Annotated in this window: 16 protein-coding genes and 1 pseudogene; 7 read left to right on the forward strand and 10 right to left on the reverse strand. The window is 68.5% G+C overall.

All coding sequences use genetic code 11. The annotated features are described in order from the left end of the window. The first annotated feature begins 236 nt into the window (after positions 1–236). The 3 genes from N5095_RS12240 (at position 237) to N5095_RS12250 (ending at position 3,853) form a co-directional block, all read left to right on the forward strand. Positions 237–1,358 (forward strand): DnaJ domain-containing protein, encoded by a 1,122-nt coding sequence (locus N5095_RS12240; RefSeq protein ID WP_267623168.1) that lies wholly within the window; start codon positions 237–239, stop codon positions 1,356–1,358. Between the two features lie 38 nt (positions 1,359–1,396). Beyond that, on the forward strand, positions 1,397–2,068 hold the full coding sequence (locus tag N5095_RS12245; RefSeq protein ID WP_267623169.1) for an MBL fold metallo-hydrolase: 672 nt from the start codon (positions 1,397–1,399) through the stop codon (positions 2,066–2,068). Positions 2,069–2,167: 99 nt separating this feature from the next. Further along, entirely contained in the window at positions 2,168–3,853 is a 1,686-nt protein-coding gene (locus N5095_RS12250; protein ID WP_267623170.1) for an acetate--CoA ligase, read from the forward strand. Positions 3,854–4,219: 366 nt separating this feature from the next. On the opposite strand, the gene N5095_RS12255 is transcribed toward N5095_RS12250, so the two are convergent. Next, entirely contained in the window at positions 4,220–4,897 is a 678-nt protein-coding gene (locus N5095_RS12255; RefSeq protein WP_267623171.1) for a uracil-DNA glycosylase family protein, read from the reverse strand. A gap of 227 nt (positions 4,898–5,124) precedes the next feature. Between N5095_RS12255 and N5095_RS12260 the strand changes: the two genes are divergently transcribed. Together N5095_RS12260 and N5095_RS12265 are read left to right on the forward strand one after the other, a co-directional pair. Further along, positions 5,125–5,394, forward strand: a complete 270-nt coding sequence (locus N5095_RS12260; RefSeq protein ID WP_267623172.1) for a type II toxin-antitoxin system HicB family antitoxin — start codon at positions 5,125–5,127, stop codon at positions 5,392–5,394. A 3-nt stretch (positions 5,395–5,397) separates the two neighbouring features. After that, a pseudogene (locus tag N5095_RS12265) lies at positions 5,398–5,650 on the forward strand (type II toxin-antitoxin system HicA family toxin). Between the two features lie 144 nt (positions 5,651–5,794). Here the strand turns inward: N5095_RS12265 and N5095_RS12270 are convergent. Then, positions 5,795–6,253: a hypothetical protein gene (locus N5095_RS12270; protein WP_267623173.1), complete on the reverse strand. Its 459-nt coding sequence runs from the start codon at positions 6,251–6,253 to the stop codon at positions 5,795–5,797. Between the two features lie 247 nt (positions 6,254–6,500). Here N5095_RS12270 and N5095_RS12275 point away from each other — a divergent pair, with 247 nt between their 5' ends. Beyond that, positions 6,501–7,649, forward strand: a complete 1,149-nt coding sequence (locus N5095_RS12275; protein WP_267623174.1) for an aminopeptidase P family protein — start codon at positions 6,501–6,503, stop codon at positions 7,647–7,649. Between the two features lie 21 nt (positions 7,650–7,670). Here N5095_RS12275 and N5095_RS12280 read toward each other — a convergent pair whose 3' ends face one another. The 8 genes from N5095_RS12280 to N5095_RS12315 all read right to left on the reverse strand — a co-directional run bounded on the left by N5095_RS12280 (position 7,671) and on the right by N5095_RS12315 (position 19,553). After that, positions 7,671–8,693, reverse strand: a complete 1,023-nt coding sequence (locus N5095_RS12280; RefSeq protein ID WP_267623175.1) for a PH domain-containing protein — start codon at positions 8,691–8,693, stop codon at positions 7,671–7,673. Position 8,694: 1 nt separating this feature from the next. Beyond that, a complete protein-coding gene (locus N5095_RS12285; protein WP_267623176.1) occupies positions 8,695–10,269 on the reverse strand; it encodes a CARDB domain-containing protein in 1,575 nt (524 codons plus the stop codon). A 170-nt stretch (positions 10,270–10,439) separates the two neighbouring features. After that, positions 10,440–10,856: a hypothetical protein gene (locus N5095_RS12290; RefSeq protein WP_267623177.1), complete on the reverse strand. Its 417-nt coding sequence runs from the start codon at positions 10,854–10,856 to the stop codon at positions 10,440–10,442. A 44-nt stretch (positions 10,857–10,900) separates the two neighbouring features. After that, the gene (locus N5095_RS12295) at positions 10,901–12,871 is read right to left on the reverse strand and encodes a methyl-accepting chemotaxis protein (RefSeq protein WP_267623178.1); all 1,971 of its coding nucleotides are present in this window, start codon (positions 12,869–12,871) and stop codon (positions 10,901–10,903) included. A gap of 380 nt (positions 12,872–13,251) precedes the next feature. Next, positions 13,252–13,665: a chemotaxis protein CheW gene (locus N5095_RS12300; RefSeq protein WP_267623179.1), complete on the reverse strand. Its 414-nt coding sequence runs from the start codon at positions 13,663–13,665 to the stop codon at positions 13,252–13,254. Then, a complete protein-coding gene (locus N5095_RS12305; RefSeq protein WP_267623180.1) occupies positions 13,662–16,109 on the reverse strand; it encodes a methyl-accepting chemotaxis protein in 2,448 nt (815 codons plus the stop codon). The genes N5095_RS12300 and N5095_RS12305 overlap by 4 nt, the downstream gene beginning before the upstream one ends. 157 nt (positions 16,110–16,266) lie before the next feature. Continuing rightward, positions 16,267–17,346, reverse strand: a complete 1,080-nt coding sequence (locus N5095_RS12310; RefSeq protein WP_267623181.1) for a phosphotransacetylase family protein — start codon at positions 17,344–17,346, stop codon at positions 16,267–16,269. After that, positions 17,343–19,553, reverse strand: a complete 2,211-nt coding sequence (locus N5095_RS12315; protein WP_267623182.1) for an acetate--CoA ligase family protein — start codon at positions 19,551–19,553, stop codon at positions 17,343–17,345. Before N5095_RS12315 ends, N5095_RS12310 begins: the two co-directional genes overlap by 4 nt. A 236-nt stretch (positions 19,554–19,789) precedes the next feature. Between N5095_RS12315 and N5095_RS12320 the strand changes: the two genes are divergently transcribed. Further along, positions 19,790–20,551 (forward strand): SDR family oxidoreductase, encoded by a 762-nt coding sequence (locus N5095_RS12320; RefSeq protein ID WP_267623183.1) that lies wholly within the window; start codon positions 19,790–19,792, stop codon positions 20,549–20,551. The last annotated feature ends 27 nt before the right edge of the window (positions 20,552–20,578 follow it).

Consider the following 20,578-nt stretch of genomic DNA (forward strand, 5'->3'; position numbering starts at 1 on the left):
AGCCTCCGAAACCCCCGTCGTCGGGTTCTGTTCGAACCGCGTGCAGACGGTCTGCTGGCGAACAGGCGGCACGTTCCGTCGCGGCGAGTCGGCGTGCCACACGTCCGCCGAGACCGACTCGCCTCCGGCGTCAGGTCACGTGGCGTCTGGTCCCGCCACCCGGGATAAACGTTCGTTGATAGAGTACCGTCCGGAAAGTTGAAATTACCCACTCACGTACGACTCGCGAGAGCCGGATGCACGAGGATTTCTACGAACTGCTCGGAGTCGAATCCGAGGCGACGCGGGACGAGCTCAAGCGGGCCTACCGGGAGGCCGCCCGCGAGTACCATCCGGACGTCAACGACGACGACCGAGCGGGCGCGCAGTTCAAAGCCGTCCGCCGCGCCTACGACGTCCTGCGGGACGAGGACGAACGCGCCGATTACGACGAGATGGGCCACGAGACGTACGTGAGAAAACGTCTCGGGGGGCTCCCGTCGACCTCGCCGAAACGGTCGGGTGGGAGCGACGGGGGTCGGTCGGGCACCGCATCACGGTCCACCTCCCGGTCGTCCCGCGACTCCCGCGACGGCGCGCGGGGTGCGACAGCGGGCTCGGCGTCGGACACGTCGAGCACGTCGAGCGCGTCCGCAGGCTCGTCGAATTCCTCGGCCTCGAACTCGTCGACGAGGTCGGAGACGGACGGTCGTTCCCACCCCAGTCGGGAGGAGCGAGCCCGGCATCGTGCCCGGCGGAGCACGACGGCGGGCCGGGCCGGCGGGAGCGAGCGGGTCGGCCGGTCGTCGGATACGGCTCGGGGGGGATCGACGCGGCGTGCGTACGAACACCGGACCGACCAGGTGGAAGAAGCGACCACAGCGACCCCCGACCGGACCGCGGCGCTCCGGGTACGCTGGCTCGCGGTGCTGGCCGGAACGCTGGCCTATCTGGCCGGCGTCGCTCGCTACGTACTGTCGAGCGCCGACGCGCTGGCCGCGTACGTACGGGGTGTCGCCACCACACCGGCGGTCGCCTCGCTGACGGCCGACGCCGGCCTAACGGGTTCCGTGGCGTTCGTCCGTGAAGCGGTCGCCACCCCCTCCGCCGACCTGCTGTTCCCGGTCGGCGTCGTCGCGTTGCCCCTGGTTCTCGCGCTCACGGTCGCCCAGTACGGCCGCGGGAAGGCGTGGCTCTACGTGGTCGCCGCACTCGCCCCGGTGGCGCTCCCGGCCGCCGCGGGAGCGCCGACGGCGACGACCCTGTCGGCGGTCGTCCTGCTCGCGCTCCCCGTCGTCGCCGCGGGCGTCTTCCTGGGCGACGTCGGACGGTACCTCCTCGCCGCAGGTCGCACGGACGGGGCCACCGACCGCCGGTAACCGGCCCGTTTTTGTCAGTCGCGGAGCACGGTTCGGATATGACTCTCCCCCCGAACCGGGTCTGGCGGCTCAGGCTCCGCGGCGTCAACGCCTACCTCGTCGACGCCGACGTGCTCACGCTCGTCGACGCCGGGACACCGTGGGACGCGAAGCGAATTCGCTCGCGGCTCGAGGACGTGGGGTTCGAGGCGAGCGACATCGAGCGCGTCCTGCTGACGCACTTCGACCTCGACCACGTCGGGGCGCTCGCGGACCTCGGGCCCGACCTCGACGCGACGGTCCACGTCGCCGACCCGGACGGCCAGTTTCTCACCGGCACCGCCCAGCCGCCGATGACGAACCACAAAGGGGCGCTCCAGCGGCTGCTCGGGGCGTTCCTCACCCGCCCCGACCTCCCCGTCGAGGTCGTCGAGGACGGCGACGAGGTCGGTCCGTTCGAGGCCGTGCGGACCCCGGGACACACCCCCGGCCACACGAGCTTCCTCCACGAGGGGTTCGACGTGGCGTTCGCCGGCGACGTCGTCCGCGAGATAGACGGCGAGCTGAAACCCACCTCCTGGGTGATGTGTTACGACGCCGGCCAGAACAGACGGAGCGTCGGTCGACTCGCCGACCGCGCGCTCCGACTCGACGTGGTCGCTCCCGGCCACGGGAACCCGCTTCGCGGCGAGGCGGGCGACAGTCTCCGTCGACTGGCGGACCGGCTCTGACTCCCACCGCGTCGAGCGCCCCGGTCCGGGCCCGGTACGGCTCCCCCGGCCCCCACCCGCGGCATACAGTTTTCACACTTCGGTCCATCACGGTCGACGATGTCCGACCACAACCTCGGCGACTACGAGGAGCGGTACGCGTCGTTCGACTGGAGTGAAATCTACGGCGAGGCCGACTGGGACGCTCCGGAGCGGTTGAACATCGCCCACGAGGTCTGTGACCGGCACGCCGACGCCGACCCCGACCGGGTCGCCCTCCGGTACGTCGGCGTCGACGACGACGGTGGGGTCGGCGGGAGCGAGGAACTGACGTTCGGCGAACTCCGCGACCGCTCGAATCGGTTCGCGAACGTCCTCGAATCTCTCGGCGTCGACCGCGGCGAGCGCGTGTTCTCCTACATGCCGCGGGTCCCCGAGCACTACGTCGCGCTCGTCGGAACCCTGAAGCGAGGTGCCGTCTGGGGGAGCGTCAACGAGCGCTTCGGCCCCGACGGTATCGCCTACCGGCTCGACGACTGCGACGCCAAACTCGTCGTCACGACCGCCGACAACGAGGAGACTGTCGAACGCGCGCTCGACGACGCGCCGAGCGTCGAGACGGTGGTCGTCCTCGGCGCCGACGAGGCCGAGGGCGACGAGCGACACGACGACGTGGACTTCGAACGCGCGATGGGCGAGGCCAGCACCGAGTACGACGCCGCCGACACCGAAGGTGAGGACGACGCCCTGCTGTACTACACCAGCGGTACCACCGGGCTCGCGAAGGGGGTGCTCCACAAGCACCGCTGGGTCGCCGGCGTGGCCGCCACCCAGCGCTTCGCGGTCGACCTTCGAGACGACGACCTGTACTGGTCGACGGCCGATTTGGGGTGGCTCACCGGCCCCATCAACACCCTCGGCGCGTGGTTCTGGGGGACGACGCTGTTCACCTACGAGGGGGAGTTCGACCCCGAGTCGTGGGCGGAGCTACTCGACTCCTACCCGATTTCGGTGCTGTTCAGCGTCCCCACGGCGTACAGAATGCTCCGGACGAACGAGGAGCTACTCGACGACGTGGACCTCGACCTCCGCCACGCCCTCTCCATCGGCGAACCCCTGAGCGCCGGCGTGGTCGACTGGGCCGAGGAGACCCTCGGCGTCACCGTCCACGACACCTACGGCCAGACGGAGACGGGGAACATGGTCATCAACAACTACCCGACGATGGAGGTTCGACCGGGGAGCATGGGCCGTCCGCTCCCGGGCGTGACGAGCGACATCGTCGACCCCGAGACGGGCGAACCCCTGGGACCCGGGGAGACCGGCGAAATCGCCCACCGCGGCGACTTCCCCTGTTTCTTCGCCGAGTACTGGGAGAAGCCCGAGCAGACCGCCGACTGCTTCGAGAACGACTGGTATCTCTCCGGCGACCTGGCCCACAAGGACGAGGACGGCTACTTCTGGTTCGAGGGCCGCGCCGACGACGTCATCCTCTCGTCGGGCTACCGCATCGGCCCCTTCGAGGTCGAGTCCTCGCTCGGCGAACACCCCGCCGTCGCCGAGGCCGCGGTCGTCCCCAAACCCCACCCCGAGCGCGGCAACATCGTGAAGGCCTACGTCGTGCTCACGGACGACGCCGAGGCGAGTGACGAGCTGGCCGAGGAGATGAAAGAACACGTCAAGCAGGAACTCTCGGCACACGAGTACCCCCGCGAGGTCGAGTTCGTCGACGACCTGCCGAAGACGGTGACCGGGAAGATTCGCCGCACGGAACTCAGAGACCGTACCGACGACCCGACCGAGTAGTCACAGCAAGACCCGCCGCGAGCCGTCGCTCGGGACCGTAGAACGGGTCCGCCGAGTGCGGCGGACCTGACTGACCAAGCCACTGCGGTCTGTGAGCACCAGTCCGCAGTCGTCGACGGTCGCGGCGGAGACCACGAGCGTCACTTCCACCTTTGACGGATAGGGTAAAAGGCTCTCGTTTCGCGTCAATATCGGCCACCGGCGCTCGAGGGATTGTAGGGAAGTACATCTAATCGCCGACCAGTACCAGATTTTTCAACTAGTATCGAAAACCATTACGTTTCGTGTACGTGTGTCCGCCCGGACACGAACGGACCGACAGTTCTCGGCCGCTCCGTGGTACGAAATCACATGACGCGGCGGGGGTCACCGAACCATGTACGACTCGTCGCCGGCGAGGAAGCGGCCGAGGTCGACCTCGCGGCGGAAGTCGGTCGACTGGAGCTCGCGGAGGCCGGCGACGAGGCGGTCGTGGTCGGTCGGCGCTCCCTCGCCGCCGTTCGTCTCCGGGTCGCCGCCGTCTCCGTCGGTCCACTCGGCGGGCTCCTTGATGGGGACGACGAGGAAGCCCGACCCGCGAATCTCGGTGCCGTGGAGCCGGTCCATGTCGAGGTCGACCTTCCCGAGTTGTGCGGAGTAGTTCTCCAGGACGTGCGTGGTCGCTCGCAGGCCGACGGGGAGCAGGACGTGGGCGGCGATGGCGCGGAGCTCCGCGTCGAAGAATCGCTCCATGTCGCCGTACTCCGCGGGGGTGGGGTCGCGGTCGCCGTCGACCTCGCACATGTGGAGGTAGGAGAGGAATGTCCCCTCGGCCTCGGGTTCGACGCCGACCGATTGGAGCAGGCCGCCCTCGTTCAGCGCCCGCTGGAGGCGGAGCCCGGCGTCGTTGGTGAACGGGACGCCGGTGTCGATGCCGCCGTGGACTCGCGGGTGGTCGCCGACGACGTGGAAGTTCGCGTTGGCGTCGCCGTACCCCGGGACGTACCGGTCGCAGGACGGGCGCATCCCGAACGGGTTGCTCGTCCGGTCCGTGACGTTTTGCACGGGGACGGGTAGGTCGTCCGACGATAAAAGGCGGCTCGGTTTCGGGAGCGGCGAGTGCGAGGCGATACGGCTCCCGTTCCGACTTTCTTTCGACGTAGATGTCAGTGGGTCAGTTCCTGGAGATAGAGCGTCTGTCCGTCAGGCCCGGAGAAATCTCCCAAAACGAGATTTCGTCAAGGGGCGATGTGCCGAATGCTTATACGGCTCATCCGGCAACTATGGGTACGATGGCCAGCTCGACTCGGAATGGCGACGCCAACGATGGTGAAATTCGTCTCTGGCAGGAGGACGGCTGGTGGATCGCGAAGGACGTCGATACAGGCGTAACCACGCAGGGAGAGTCCAGAGAAGAAGCGCTGGTCAACCTTGACGACGCCGTCGCTGTCCACTCCGGCGAGAGCGGCCGCGAGCCAACGGAGGAAGAACTCCGTGCGCTGGGAATCGACCCGGCGAACAACACGACCGGCGACGAAGAACCACCGGACGTGCTGAAGTAGTCGATGAGTCGACGAACGTTCTCCGGGATGGAGGTCGTGAAAGTGCTGGTCAACGCCGGTGGATTCGAGTGGCGACGGACGACCGGCGACCACGCGCAACTTTACTACGAACACCCAACCAACGAGGAGGACCGTCGACGGGTGGACGGTCCCGCTACACGACGAACTCCGTACAGGGACGCTTCGGAGCGTTGCTGAGAGTGCTGGAGCAAACGACTTCGATGCGTTCTGCAAGTGGGTCGACAAAAACGCGTAAACACGAGGCACAGGTGTACGAGTTAGGTCTCGTTGAGTTCGGTTGGAACAAACATGTTTCTTCCACCGACGCTCGGAGTGATTCAGCTCCTAGAGATAGAGCGTGAGTCTAGAAGGACTCAGCTAACAACAAACCATTCCAGAGTTAGCTTGTCAATCTATCTCGCAAGGTGAATCGGTAGCTGATAGTAAGGACGAGAAACACCAGAGCGAGGACTGCAAACCAGACTGAACTCTCGACTACTGAGACGGCTCCAGATACTACGATACCACCAGGAAGTAGCTTCAGAACGTCTTCTTCCAGAATTGGCACCAAGAATCCGCAGAGTCCGATGAACAACCACGGGAGCATCCGAACATACTCGCCGTCCAAAAATGGACCAAGAGACAGGGCCAACCCTCCAAATCCGGCACCTATTCCACCCACCACAATCAGACTCCGCTGATACCACTCTGGTCGGTTCTTCGGAAGAATCGCTACTGAGACAAATAGCATGCTAAGCGACACGTAAAACAGGACGTTGTTGGGGGATAGCTGCGTGAGGGCGTACAGGAAGCCAATTCCAGAAGCGACCCCCTCCAGCCGTACTCGTCCTCGAACCACACAACATAATGTAATTTATAGATACAAATCAGTTCTGCTAGTAGTGAACGAAGCATCTCATTGGGTCGCGGCTCTAATAGAGTAGACACGCGGCACCCCTTTAGAATCTGATGCATCCGAGCCAGGGGCGAAAGAAACATCGAAGCCGTCGGCCCGCCGAAACGACAACGGCGTACTCCGACACGGTGGTGAGCGACTGCCTACCCTCATGACAACCTTCACGCCCCGGGGCGACGGAGGGTTGGCCATGCCCGAAACCCCCTTCGAGCGTCGCACCCGCGCCGCACAGGACCGTCTCCGCGACGGCGCCGGCGACGCGCTCGTCCTCTTCCCGAGTCGAAACCTGCTCTACACCGCCGGCTTCGACGAGGAGCCGGCCGAGCGCCACCTCCTGCTGTTCGTCCCGGCGGAGGGCGACCCGGTCTTCCTCGTCCCCGAGTTGTACGGCGAGCAGGTGCGCGAGGAGTCGTGGGTCGGGGACGTGCGGACGTGGGCCGACGACGAGGACCCGGTGGCGGCGCTCCGGAGCGTCGTCGACGACCTCGGACTCTCGGGTTCGGACGGTGCCGCCGGCGACGTCGCCGACGGCGACGTTCCCCACGTCCTCGTCGACGACACGATGTGGGCGCGGTTCACCTTCGACCTCCGCGAGGCCCTCCCGGACGCGACGTTCGGCCTCGCAAGCGAGGTACTCGCTCCACTGCGTCGGAGAAAAGACGAGGCCGAACTCGACGCGCTCCGTCGGGCGGGGGCGGTCGCCGACCGGGTCGTCACGGAGGTGCGGGCGCTCGGCGCCGACGCGGTGGGGATGACGGAGCGCGAACTCGCCGCCGACATCGAGCGTCGACTCCGTGAGGCGGGCGGCGAGGGGATACCCTTCGGCCCCATCGTCGGCTCCGGGCCGAACGGCGCGAAGCCGCACCACGCCTACGACGACCGGGAAATCGAGTCCGGTGACCCGGTCGTGCTCGACTTCGGTACCTACGTCGACGGCTACCCGAGCGACCAGACCCGAACCGTCGTCTTCGACGGCGAGCCGAGCGAGCGGTTCCGCGAGGTCCACGAGGTCGTCCGGGCGGCACAGGCCGCCGCCGTCGACGCCGTGGAACCGGGCGTGACAACGGGAGCGGTCGACGCGGCCGCCCGCGACGTCATCGAGGAGGCCGGGTACGGCGAGCGGTTCGTCCACCGCACGGGCCACGGTGTCGGCCTCGACGTCCACGAGGAGCCGTACGTCGTCGCCGGCGGCGAGGTCGAACTCGAACCGGGGATGGTGTTCAGCGTCGAACCCGGCGTCTACCTCCCGGGCGAGTTCGGCGTGCGGGTCGAGGACCTCGTCGTCGTCACCCGGGAAGGCTGTGAACAGCTGAACGACTCGGACCGCGGTTGGGCGTGAACCGGCCGCGGAGACGGGTCGCTACCGAGGGTTCGGCGTTCGGGGGTCTCCGCCCGGTGCCGAGGGTTCGTCCCCCGCCTCGGCGCCGTTCGCCGCGCCTGCGCCGCTCGCGTCGGCGTCGTCCGTCACGTCGCCGCCGTCTGCCGCGTCGACGTCGTCCGTCGGGCCGGCATCGCCTGCCGCGTCGGTGTCGTCCGTCAGGCCGTCCCCGTCGAGGGACTCTCGACCCACGTCGGCGACGATGTCGGCGGCGGTGTCGACGTTGCCTTCGACCGGCTCGGCCGTCTCGGACGTCCTCGCGGCCGATTGGACCGCCGCCGGCTCCTCGACGGTGGACCTGGCGTTCACGACCGCCGGCCCGTTCGCCCGTTCGGGGCTCCCTCCGAGGTGCGCTCTGATTTCGTCGGCGTACGGCGTCGAGTCGTACACGTCGCCGACGGTGATGGTGAGGTCCCCCGTCGCTCCCGCGCGGACGTACACCCGGCCGAGGCCGAACAGGGCGTCCCACATCGACTGGCGCTCCTCGACCGCCCGGACCTTCTCGAGGGGCACCTCGTTTCGGACCAGCGAGAGGAACCGGTACTCCTCCATCACCCGCTGGTCGGTCAGGAGGTACGTGGTGAGCGTGTTTCGCCAGTAGCGGTGGAGTCCGGTCGAGAACAGGTACAGCCCGACCGCGAGGGGGACGCCGGCGACGAGGTACGGCTGTGTCGTGGCGTAGAGGAGGTAGAACCCGACGCCGAGGAGCGGCAGGGACAGCGTCGCCTGCGCGAGCGCGTTGCGCTGTGCGGGGTCGCGCGTGTCGACGATGGACTCGCCCGGGCGCAGGGTCGGCGCGGCCGGCGCCGCCACGTACTGCACGTAGAGGCCCAACCCGACGACGAAGACCCCGAAGAGGGCGAGGACGGCGCCCGCGGCGGGCGGGGCCGTCGCCCCTCGCGGGAGCAGCGGGAACTGCGACTGGAGGGCGAACAGGTACGCCCCGACCGCGAGCAGCGGTCCACCGAGGGCGGCGCTCCACAGCGCCGGTCGTCCTCGCGTCATCTCAGTCACCCCTCGTCAGCTGGTGGACGATGCCGAACACGGACGCGAACGTCCCGAGGACGGTCAGCGTCGTCTCGTCCAGGGGGGTGCCGCCACACTTCGTGAGGAGTCCCCGCGAGCAGGTGTCCGGGTCGTCGGCTCCGACGGCACCACCGTCCGCGTCGGCAGCGTCGGCCGAGTCACCGGCGTCTGGCGTCGGCGAGAACGTCGCCGCCGGCGTCGGCGTGGTGGCGGTCGCGGTAGGTGCGTGGACGGTCACCGGCCGAGTCCGGACGGCGTCGTCGCCGACCCAGACGCCGTGGCTCGTGTCCTGTGCGGAGAGGGGTACCGCGGCCCGCTCGACGTCCGCGTAGCTCACACGGAAGCGCACCGTGCGGCGCTCGCCGCTCGGGACGCGCGCCCACTCGGTGGCGACGACCGAGTCGTCGAGGCGGTACGAGAGCTGGCCCTCGAAGTCGGTCGCGGCCACGTTTCGCAGCGTCACGTTCACCGTCACCGTGTCGCCCTCGCGGACGTCGTCGGTCGCCTCGAACCCTTCCACGGCGAGCGTCTCGGCGTCGGCGCTGGGGCCGCGGACGACGCGGACGGAGCCACCCCGACGGTCGCCGCCCGTCGTCCCGACCGCGTGGTAGTAGGTCGTCTCGTCGCGCACGTCACCGACGACCGCCTCGATTTCGTCGACGCCGACCTCGAAGGCGACCTGTCGCTGCTCGCCGGGTGCGACGGTGACGGCGCGCTCCGCGACGACCTGTGAATCGAAGCGATACGTCACTTGCCGGGTAATCGTCGACGCTCCGGGGTTCCCGACCGTCGCGAGGACGACGAACGGCTCGTCGCGGGAGATGTCGGTCGGGGCGTCCAGTCCGTCGACGGTGAAGTCCACGTCGGGGGTGACCCGGAGCCGGCGGGCGACGCCCGCACCGGACCCGTTTCTGACGCCGTGGACGTACGTCCGCACCTCGAGACCGTCGTCGCCGACGGCGTCGGCCAGCTCCGCGGTCGTCGCCCGGAACCGGACGTCGGTCGACTCGCCGGCGGCGAGCGTGAGGGTCGTCGAGTCCACGGTCGCGCCGCCGAACGAGTAGTTCACCCGCTCGGTGCCGCCGTCGCCCGCGTTGGTCACCGTCGCGGTGACGGTGACGGCGTCGCCGACACGGAGGTCCCGGGGCGCAGAGAGGTTCGAGACGACGAACGAGGGGTCACCCGTCGACGCCGGCGTGCGGGTCGGTGTGAGGGTGGGAGACGCCGTGGCCGTCGTCGGAGTCGGTGTCGACCTCGGCGTCGCGGTGGTCGTCTCGTTCGAGCGGGGCGTCGTGGTCGCGTTCGGGTGGTCGGTTCCGGGTTCCGACGCGTCGTCTTCGGCGTCCGTGTTCGGTCGGTGCGTGGTCGTCCCGCTCGTGCCGTTCGTATCCGTCGCGGCTCTGTCGAGTCGGAGCGTCCGGTCGCCGTCCGCGCTCCCGGTCGCGTCGGCGCTCGTGGCGGCCGTCACGGGGACGGACAGCGGCGCACCGACGACGGCGAGGAGAGCGAGGGCGAGGAGGGTGGTTCTCGCTGGCGGAGCCCGTTCTGGTAACACGAGAAGAGTGTATCCAGAACATTACGTATAAGATTACCGTTGTTTATGGTATCAATTATGAAAATCAGGGGTGCTCGGCCGGTTCTGCGGTGCCTCGAAGAATATAACAGCGGAAACCACATTCCATTATTCTGCCTTTTCAATCGGCGGCGTCCGACGCGCCGCGGAGGTTACTCGGTCGCCGGTTCGTCGAGCGGTCCCGCGGCGTACAGCCGCTTCGAGAGCGCCGTGAGTCCGACGAGGAAGGTGAACCCGACCAGCGTACTGGCGCCTCGCTCCTGGTAGTCGGGTTCGTCGGCCTGGTCGGAGGGTTCACCGCCGCCGACGAACGGAAGCTTCGACCACACCGTGCTAGCGAGATTTCGGCCCGCCGCGGTGCCCCGGAAGAGGAATCCACCGAGGGTGCCGACACCGAGCAGGAGGGCCCCGACGAGGAGTCGCCGGACGAGTGACCCGCCCTCCTCGTCCCCACCGTCGTCGGCGCGGTCCGCGGGTCGCTCGACCGTGACGTGCTCGTCGGCCGCCTCGGTTCTACCGTCGGCATCGGGGGCCACGTCGAACCGGAACAGCGTAATCTTCCGTCCCATGCAGGGGGGACGACGGCGGGGGACTTGGCAGTAGGGGCTCCGGTTCAGTTCCGCCGGTCGGTCCCGCCGTCGGTCGACGCCGGACCCGGCGGGTTGACGACGTTCTCGACGGCAGAGTCGCCCGAACCGGTCGAAATCGACCGACCGGCGGCCGTGACGTCCGTGGCGCCCGCGGCGCCGTCGACCTCGAAGCGTTCGAGTAGCGAGTGGAGTCGGTCCGCGCGGTCGGACAGCGACTGGACGCTCTCCGCCACCTCGTTTACCGACGCAGTCTGCTCCTCGGCGGCCGCGCTCACGTTCGACGCCTCGGCGGTGGTCTGTTCGCTGACGCTCGCGACCTCTTCTACCATCCCGACGACCTCCTCGGTCGAACTCGCCTGGTCGGCGGTCGCATCGTCTATCTCCTGAACCCCCTGGTTGGTCTCCTCGAACCCCTCGACCACGTCGTCGAGCGCCTCCAACGCCGATTCGACGGTGTCGACGCCCTCGGTGACGCTCTCGCCGGTCGCCTGCATGTCGTCGACGGCCTCCTCGGTGGAGGCGACTATCCCGTCGATGATGCCCTCGATATCGTCGGTGGCGCGACCCGCCTCCGTCGCGAGCCCCTTGATTTCGTCGGCGACGACCGCGAACCCTTCGCCGGCTTCACCCGCACGGGCGGCCTCGATGGAGGCGTTCAGCGCGAGCAGGTTCGTCTGTTCGGCGATGCCGTCGATGAGCTCGACGATGTCGCCGATGCGCTTCATCTCCTCGTCCAGCGACTCGACCTCCTCGACGGTCTGAACGGTGCGTCGTTCGACCGCGTTCATGTCCTCGATGGCTTCCCGTGCGTGCTGCTGTGCGTCCTCGCCGCGTGCGGCCGCCGCCTCGGCGGCGGTCGCGACCTGGTTGGCGGCGGCGGCGACCTCCTCGACGCTCGCCGACAGCGACCCCGTCTCGTCTGCCACCGCCAGCAGGTCCTCGTTCTGACGCTCGGCGCCGACGACGATCTCCTGGGTCGACTCGCTGACCTGCTCGCTCGCCTCTCGGACCTCGGTGGCGCTCGTGGCCGCCCGCTCGCTCTCGTCGGCGACGACGTCGGCGAACGTCTGAATGTCGACGACGGTCCCCTCGATGTCGTCCATCATCGCGTTGAACGTCGTCGCGATCTCGCGCATCGACTCGTTGTCGGACTCCGTCCCCATCCGCTGGGTGAGGTCGCCGTCCGCACAGCGGGCCATGACGGTGCCGTACTCGGTGGCCTTCCGTTCGAGCGTCTCCGCCATCTCCTCGACGGCCTCGCGCTGGCGTTCGGCCTCGGCCTTCGCCTCCTCGACCTCCTGAATCTGCTCGGTCCGTTCTTCGACCTGTTCGAGGCGGGCTTCGGACTCCTCCCGGGAGCGCTCGATAGAGTACCAGTTCGTCATCAGCGCCGCCGAGAGGGCGAGGATGAACGCCGCGTGGATGCCCGCCCACGCGAACGGGTACTCGATGGCCGCGGGGTGGTTGTACACGTTCGCCGGGTTGATGAGGCTGAAGACGACGTGCCCCGTGGCGACGTATCCGAGTCCGATGAGGAAGGGGAGCCAGTCCTCGTACAGCGCGACCACGGCCATGACGACGAAGAAGTGAAAGTGCGCCTCGATGTACCCGCCGGAGAACTGCACCATCAGGGTCGAAGTCGTCATCAGCCCGAACGAGCCGATGGCCGTCCGCGCGCGCCGACCGAAGCGCGACCAGTTCGCCAGCAGCGCGATGGCGACGACGATTCCCACCTGCCCGAGGACGAGCGGGGTCGGAATCGAGGGGAGGGTGGCGCCCGTAACCGCCGACTCGGTCCCCTCGTAGAGGCCGAGTACGAGCAGGAAGGGAACGTGTGCGAGCAGCGAGACAATGACCCCCTTGTGCCGTGCCGCCCATCGTTCCTCGGGAATCGTCGTTCCGTCGGGCACGTACCTGACCAGTTCGTCGAACTGTCGCCGCCACCGACCGACCGCCGAAGGGCCACCTCGCGACCCCGCCGTGGTTCCAGCCATGGGACGTGGCCTCCGGCCACGGTAAATAACGTTCGTGTCAAACTACACGTTCTGATAACGGAGCGCGAATTTTTCCGGTTTCCGGCCCGAATTCATCAGCGACACCCGGTCTGTCCGTCGTCCGGCCCCTCGACGACCGGCCCGCGGAGCCGGTCGCGTACGCCGTACAGCGCGCTCCCGGTGCCGGCGACGTCGAGCACACCGTGACTGCTCGAGTCAGCGACGGCCACCGTGTTCGTCTCGGTTGCCCCCGAATCCGCCGCCCAGCCCGCACCGTCGTCGGTGCGGTCGACAAAACCCCACCCCGCAGGCACCGGTGTGTTCGCGTTCGTGCCGGACGTGGAACAGACGACGGGCCGTGAGCGGCAGCCGTCGGTTCGCTACGCCACGCCGACGAGGGACGGGTCCGTCCAGAGGACGTAGTCGTCCTCGTGCCGGACGAGCCCCTTGATGGTGCGCTCGTTCGGGCGTTCCTCGACGTCCGCTCGCTCCGTGCGGAACACCGTGTGGACCTCGTCGACGAGCCAGCCGACCCGGTCGCCGCCCTCCCCATCGTCGAGGATGACGACGTGCTGGCCCCCGGAACCGGTCGTCCCGAGTGCGGCTTTCAGGTCGACGACGGTAGTCGTCCGCCCACGGAGGTCCAGCACGCCCAGTTCGGCGGGCGACGACCCGGGGACCGCCGTCACCGCGTCGAGGTTCGCTCGGACGATCTCCGTCACGTGCTCGATTCCGACACAGTAGCGGTTGTCACCGAGGCTGAACGCCAGCACCTCGAACTGCTCCCCGGTCATCGGTCGGGGCCACTCCCGTCCGTCGGCCCGTCGAAGTCGAACCCGCCGTCGGTCGACGCCGGGCCGGTCGGGTTGATGACGCCGTCGACCGCCGAGCGGGTCGACACCCGTTCGGAGTCGGATTCGAGGCCGGCGTCGGGGTCGGCAGCGCGCTCGGAGCCGACGTCGGGGTCGGCAACGGTCCCACGGGAACCGGCGTCGTCGACCTCGAACGCGTCGAGCAGGCCCTGAAGTCGCTCGGCGCGGCCCGAGAGCGACTGGACGCTCGTCGTCACTTCGTTCAGCGAGGCGGTCTGTTCCTCGGACGCCGCCGAGACGTTCGACGCCTCGGCGGTGGTCTGCTCGCTGACGCTCGCGACCTCCTCGACCATCCCGACGACCTCCTCGGTCGAACTCGCCTGGTCGTCGGTCGCGTCGTTTATCTCCTGGATTCCCTGGTTGGTCTCCTCGAACCCCTCGACCACGTCGTCGAGCGCCTCCAGCGCCGATTCGACGGTGTCGACGCCCTCGGTGACGCTCTCGCCGGTCGCCTGCATCCCGTCGACGGCCCCCTCCGTGGAGGCGACTATCTCGTCGATGAGTTCCTCGATGTCGGCGGTGGCGCGGCCGGCCTCCTCCGCGAGCTGTTTGATTTCGTCGGCGACGACCGCGAAGCCTTCGCCGGCCTCGCCCGCGCGGGCCGCCTCGATGGAGGCGTTCAGCGCGAGCAGGTTCGTCTGTTCGGCGATGTCGGTTATCATCTCGACGATGTCGCCGATCTGTTTCATCTCCTCGTCCAGCGACTCGACCTCCGCGACCGTTCGCTCGGTGCGGGACTCGACTTCGCTCATCTCGGCGATGGCCTCCTCGGCGTGAGCCTGCGCGTCCTCGCCGCGGTCGGCCGCCGCCTCGGCCGAGCCGGCGACCTGGTTGGCGGCGGCGGCGACCTCCTCGACGCTCGCCGACAGCGAACTCATCTCGTCTGCGGTCTCCGCGAGCGACTCGCTCTGGCGCTCGGCACCGGTGGCGATCTCCTGGGTCGACTCGCTGACCTGTCCGCTCGCGTTCTGGACCTCCTCGACGCTCGCGGTCGCCTCCTGACTCTCGGCGGCGACCTCGTCGGCGAACGCCCGAACGGTGACCATCGTCTCCTCGAAGTCGTCCATCATCCCGTTGAACGCCTCGGCGATGTCGCGCATCGCCTCGTTGTCCGTGCTCGCGTCCATCCGCTCGGTGAGGTCGCCGTCGGCACACCGCTGCATCACCGCTCCGTACTGGTCGGCGCGCCGCTCGAGCGTCTCGGCCATCTCTTGAACCTCCTCGCGTTGCCGCTCGGCTTCCTCGGCGGCCTCGTCGGCCTCGCCGATACGCCGCTTGAGCGAGTCGCGCATGCTCGCAAACCGTCGGTAGAGGGCGCCGATTTCGTCCTCGCGGTCGCTCTCGACGTCGACCTCCAGGTTCCCCCGTTCGAGTTCGGTCGCCTTCGCCTCGACGTCACGAATCGACCGCACCGTCGTCCGACCGAACGTGATTCCGAGAACCGCCAGCCCGCCGATGGCGACGGCGAGGAGCACCAGGAGGTTCGCCCCGACGCCCGAGGAGAGCGCGTACGCGGCCCCCTTCGGCGCGTGGACCACGACGCCCCAGTCGGTCCCGGCGACGGGCGCGAACGCCATCAGGTAGGGCTCGTCCAGCAGCCCCTCCGTCGGCTCCATCGACATGATGCCGGACTCGCCCTCCCCGGCCATCTGCACCGCCGGCGCGTCAGCGCCGAGGACGTACTGTCCCGCCGAGTTCTCGTCGGTGCTGTCCATCATGACCTCGCCGTCGCCGCTGTCGACGACCTTCACGAACCCGCCCGCGACGGTCGTGCCGACGTGGTTCGATATCGTGCCGGTGTCGACGCTGACCACGACCAGCCGGTTCTCGACGCCGGAGACGGGCGAGGCCCACGAGATGGTCGACGCGCCGGTCCGCTCGTCGACGAACACGTCCGACCGGAACACGTCGTTGGCGGAGTCGAACGAGCGCTTGTCGGCCGCCCACGCCGCGTTGGGCGCGTAGTTTCCGACGCGCTCCTCGTTCGTGCTCGTGACGATTCGGTTGGTGCCGGCGTCTACGTAGTGGACCGCGGTGACGTCCTCGGGGAGCGCCCCCATCTCACCGACGAGGAACGACCTGATTTGGGTCGGCTCGTTGCTCTTCATCACGCCGTACTCGGAGAGCATCCGAGCGGTCTGTCGCCGCTGGTCGACCCACACGCCCACCTCGTTGGCCTGTGCCTCGGCCGACGCGGTCAGCTCTTCGTTCACCTGTTGTTTCAGCTTCGAGTCGGTCTCGGCGTAGGTGTACGCACCGGCCGTCCCGACGAGCAGTCCGACGACGAAAATCCCCAGAAATATCTTGTACGCCAGATTTCGGCGCACTCGAGAGGGAATCACGCTGTTCAGCCAGTCTCGGCTCATCGATAGTGGCTGGTATATCAGATAGTATAAACTATCGGCCCTCAGTATCGGCTATGATAACGAACCGAGACTCCAGAGACGAACGGCCGGACCTCCGCAGACCGTCGATGAGTTCCCGACCGGCGACGGGACCGGCGGAGGCGACTGGCCGACCGACCTACTCGTCCGACTCGGTCGCTCCCCCGACCAGCGCGTCCACGTCCGCGTGGTCGTGGAGCAGGTCGCGCATCCGCTCGACCGTCGCCTCGTCGCGGGTGCGCCCGCTCCGAATCACGTCCTCCGCGCGGTCGACGACCGAGAGCGTGTCCTGGTTGACGACGAGCACGGGAACGCCGCGTTCCTCCGCTTTCCCGAGCACGGCGCTCGGGGGCCGGTGGCCGCCGGTGAGGATGAGACACTTCACGCCCGGCGCTTCGAGCGCGGCGGTGTGAATCTCGGCGCGGTCGCCGCCGGTGATGACCGCGGCGTCCTTCGTCCGGCGGAAGTACCGCAGGGCGGCGTCCCCGCCCATCGCGCCGACGAGGAACCGCTCGACGAACGCGTCGGTGTCGCCGTCGGTGGCGAGCTCCGCCCCGAGTTCGTCGGCGAGGTCGGCGACGGTGACGCCCGCGAGCTCCTGCACCCGCGGGAGGACGCCGAGCACGTCGACGCCGCGCCCCTCGAGGAACGGGACGACCTCGGTCTCCAGTTGGTCGTACGCGCTGTCGCCGACACGGTTGAACACGACGCCCGCGAGCCGGTCCCCGAAGTCGTCCGCCGCGGCGAGCACGTCGTCCAAGTCGCTCGGTTTGGTGTAATCGGCGACCAGCACGACCGAGGCGTCGAGCAGGTCGGCGACCTCGGGGTCGGTGAGGTCGATGACGCCGCCGGTGGTGTACTCGCCCGCCCCTTCGACGAACATCCGGTCGGCGCCGTCGGCGAGCCCGTCGAACTGCTCGCGGACGACCTCCGCGAGCTCCTCGGGGTCCTCCTGCCCGCGCACCGCGCCCTCGACGAACGTCGGCGAGTAGACGATGGGCTCCATCTGGTGCATCTCGGCGTCGAGGCCGAGCAGTTCGCGGGCGAGCATCGGGTCCTCGTCGAGCGTCTTACCGACGTTCGACTGCAGGCGGGTCCCCTTCGGTTTCATGTAGCTCACGTCGTTGCCGCGCTCCTTCGCGAGGAGCGCGAGCGCGAGCGTGATGGCGGTCTTGCCGGTGCTGTCCTGCGTCGAGCTGACGAGTAGGGTGTCGGTCATCGGGTGTCTCCTTCGGGTGCTTCGAGTTCCTCGGGCGTCTCGGGCTCCGGTTCCGCGGGCTCTTCGTCCGCCTCGGGGTGGGCGAGCGCGTCCGGGTCCACGGTCAGTCGCACGTCGACGGCGGCGACGCCGCGGTCGTCCTCCGTCTCGCCGTCCCCACCGTCCGTCGGCAGCGCGACGAGCGGGTTGATGTCCAGTTCGACGATGGCGGGGAAGTCGTCCACCAGTTGCGAGAGCCGTTGAATCGTCTCGACGACCCCGTCGACGTCGACCGGGTCGCGGCCACGGGCGCCACGGAGGAGCGGCGCCGACTTCACTTCGCGGGTCATCTCCCGCGCCTCGGACTCGGCGACGGGGGCGACGCGGAAGGTGGTGTCCTCCATCACCTCGACGAAGATGCCGCCCAGCCCGAACATCAGGAGCGGGCCGAACTGCGGGTCGCGGTTCATCCCGACGATGGTCTCCACCCCGTCCTCTAAGTCGACCATCTCCTGGACCTGCACGCCGATGATGTCGGCGTCGGGCTGGTAGTTGCGGGCGCGGGTGACGAGGTCCTCGTAGGCGTCGTAGGCGTCCTCGTTGGCGACGCCGACCTTGACGCCGCCGATGTCGGACTTGTGGAGGATGTCCGGCGAGACGATTTTCATCACCACGTCGCCGTCGATGTCCTGGGCGACCGCGACCGCGTCGCTCGCGTCGTCGACGATGTCGCCCTGCGGCGTCGGGATGCCGTAGGCGTCGAGCAGGCCCATCGCCTCGACGCCGAGGCGGTTGTCGCCCCGTTCCTCGACCCGGGAGAGGACTTCGAACGCGCGCTCGCGGTCCACGTCGAACTCGGTCGGCGCGTCGTACTCGCGCTCCGAGATGCGCTTGTACCGCAGGAGGGCGTCGAGGCTCTCGACCGCGCGGGCCGGGTCGAAGTAGTTCGGGACGCCGGCCTCCGAGAGCACGTCGGCGGCGGGGGCGACGCTGTCGCCGCCCATGAAGCAGGCCGCGACGGGCTTGTCGTGTTTCTCGCGCAGTTCGACGGTGGCCTCCGCGAGTTCCTCGTAGTCGAGCACGGCGGTCGGCGCCGAGAGCACGATGGCCGAGCCGACGTTCTCGTCGCCCAGCGCGGTGTCGAGTGCGGACTCGAAGCGGTCGATGTCGGCGTCGCCGACGATGTCGACCGGGTTGTAGATGTTCCCCTCCTCGGGGAGGTTCTCGCCGAACGTCTCCAGCGTCTCGTCCTCGAAGGAGGCCATCCGGAGTTCGGACTCGCCGACGGCGTCGGTCGTCATGACGCCGGGGCCGCCGGCGTTGGTGACGACCGCGACCGTGTCCGAATCGGGGAGGGGTTGGCCGGCGAGCATCTGCGAGGCGTCGAACAGTTCCTGGACGCCCTCGGCCCGCAGGACGCCGGCCTGGTCGAGACCGGCTTCGTACGCCTGCTCGGAGCCGGCGATGGTGCCGGTGTGTGAGGAGGCGGCCTGCGCCCCGGCCTCGGTCCGGCCGGACTTGACGAGCACGATGGGCGTGTCCTGTGTCACTTCACGGGCCGTGTCGATGAACTCGCGGCCGTGTTCGATGCCTTCGAGGTAGCCGATGACCACGTCGGTGTCGGGGTCGTCGCCCCACTCGTCGACGAAGTCCGCCTCGTCGAGGACGGCCTTGTTGCCGAGCGAGACGACGTCCTTGAACCCGATGCCCTCGTCGTTGGCCCAGTCGAGGACGGCGGTGATGAACGCGCCCGACTGCGACATGAAGGAGATGTTCCCCGGCAGGGCGTTGTCGGGGCCGAAGGTGGCGTTCATCATCTTCGTCGTCGACATCACGCCGAGGCTGTTGGGGCCGACGAGGTTCAGGTCGTAGCGTTCGGCGACCTCCGTCAACTCGCGCTCGCGGGCGGCGCCCTCGCCGCCGGTCTCGCCGAAGCCGGCGGTGATGACGACGACGTTCTCGACGCCGGCCTCGCCGCACCCCTCGACGGCGTCGACCGCGATTCCCGGCGGGACGACGACGATAGCCACGTCGGCGTCCGCCTCCCCGACCGAGTCCACGCAGTCGAGGCCGAGCACCTCGTCGTAGTTCGGGTTGACGGGGACGACGGTGCCGTCGAAGTCGGCGAGGAGGTTGTCGGTGATGGCCCGACCGATGGACCCCTCGCGTGCCGTCGCGCCGATGACCGCGACGCGGTCCGGCGCGAACAGTTCGGATAACGTTCCCATCGTCCCGGCGTTGGGTCCGAAATCGCTTAACTCCCGGTGTGGAGGCGATGGCGCGGGAGTCGGTGTCGTGGCTCGCGGCCGGTAAATCGTGAGGGTTCCGACGGTCGCGGCAACCCTCGAAGCACAAGCATAATCGCTGGGGCCGATACCGGTCGAGCCGGCCGCAATCGACAGTACCGGGTCGTCTCGCCCCCAGCCGACCGTTCTTTCCCCTCCCGTCCCTCCTCCCGACCACGATGAACGCAACCGTCGGCGACCTCGAAGGCAAAGCGGCAATCGTCACCGGCGCCTCCTCGGGTATCGGCGAGGCCACCGCGGAGATGCTCGCGGAGGCGGGCGCGAGCGTCGCGCTCGCCGCCCGACGCGAGGACGAACTCGAACAGCTCGCGGACCGCATCGAGGAGAACGGCGGCGAGGCGCTCGTCGTCCCCACCGACGTGACCGACGGCGACCAGGTCGACGCGCTGGTCGACGAGACCGTCGAGACGTTCGGGAGCCTCGATATCCTCGTCAACAACGCGGGCGTGATGCTGCTCGAACGCCTCGACGAGGCCGACACCGACAACCTCCGACAGATGGTCGAGGTGAACCTCCTCGGACTGATGGACGCGACCCACAGCGCGCTCCCCTACATGCAGAAGCAGGGCGAGGGCCACATCGTCAACATCTCCTCCGTCGCGGGGCGGAAGGCGATGGCCGGCGGTAGCGGCTACAACGCGACGAAGTTCGGCGTCAACGGGTTCACCGAGGCCCTTCGACAGGAGGTCTCCGGCGAGGACTTCATCCGGACGACGCTCATCGAACCCGGCTACGTCGACACCGAACTCGCAGAGCACATCCCCGACGACGAGGCACAGGAGCAGACGAAGGAGGCCCTGGAGCAGATGGACGCGCTCGAAGCCGAGGACATCGCCCGCACCATCGCGTTCGCCGTCGGTCAGCCCGCCCACGTCGACGTGAACGAGATTCTCGTGCGGCCGACCGAGCAGGAACTCTGAGGCCGCCCGTCGGCGACGCCGACGAAC

Source organism: Halobium salinum, assembly GCF_026586625.1.
Classification (GTDB): Archaea; Halobacteriota; Halobacteria; order Halobacteriales; family Haloferacaceae; genus Halobium; species Halobium salinum.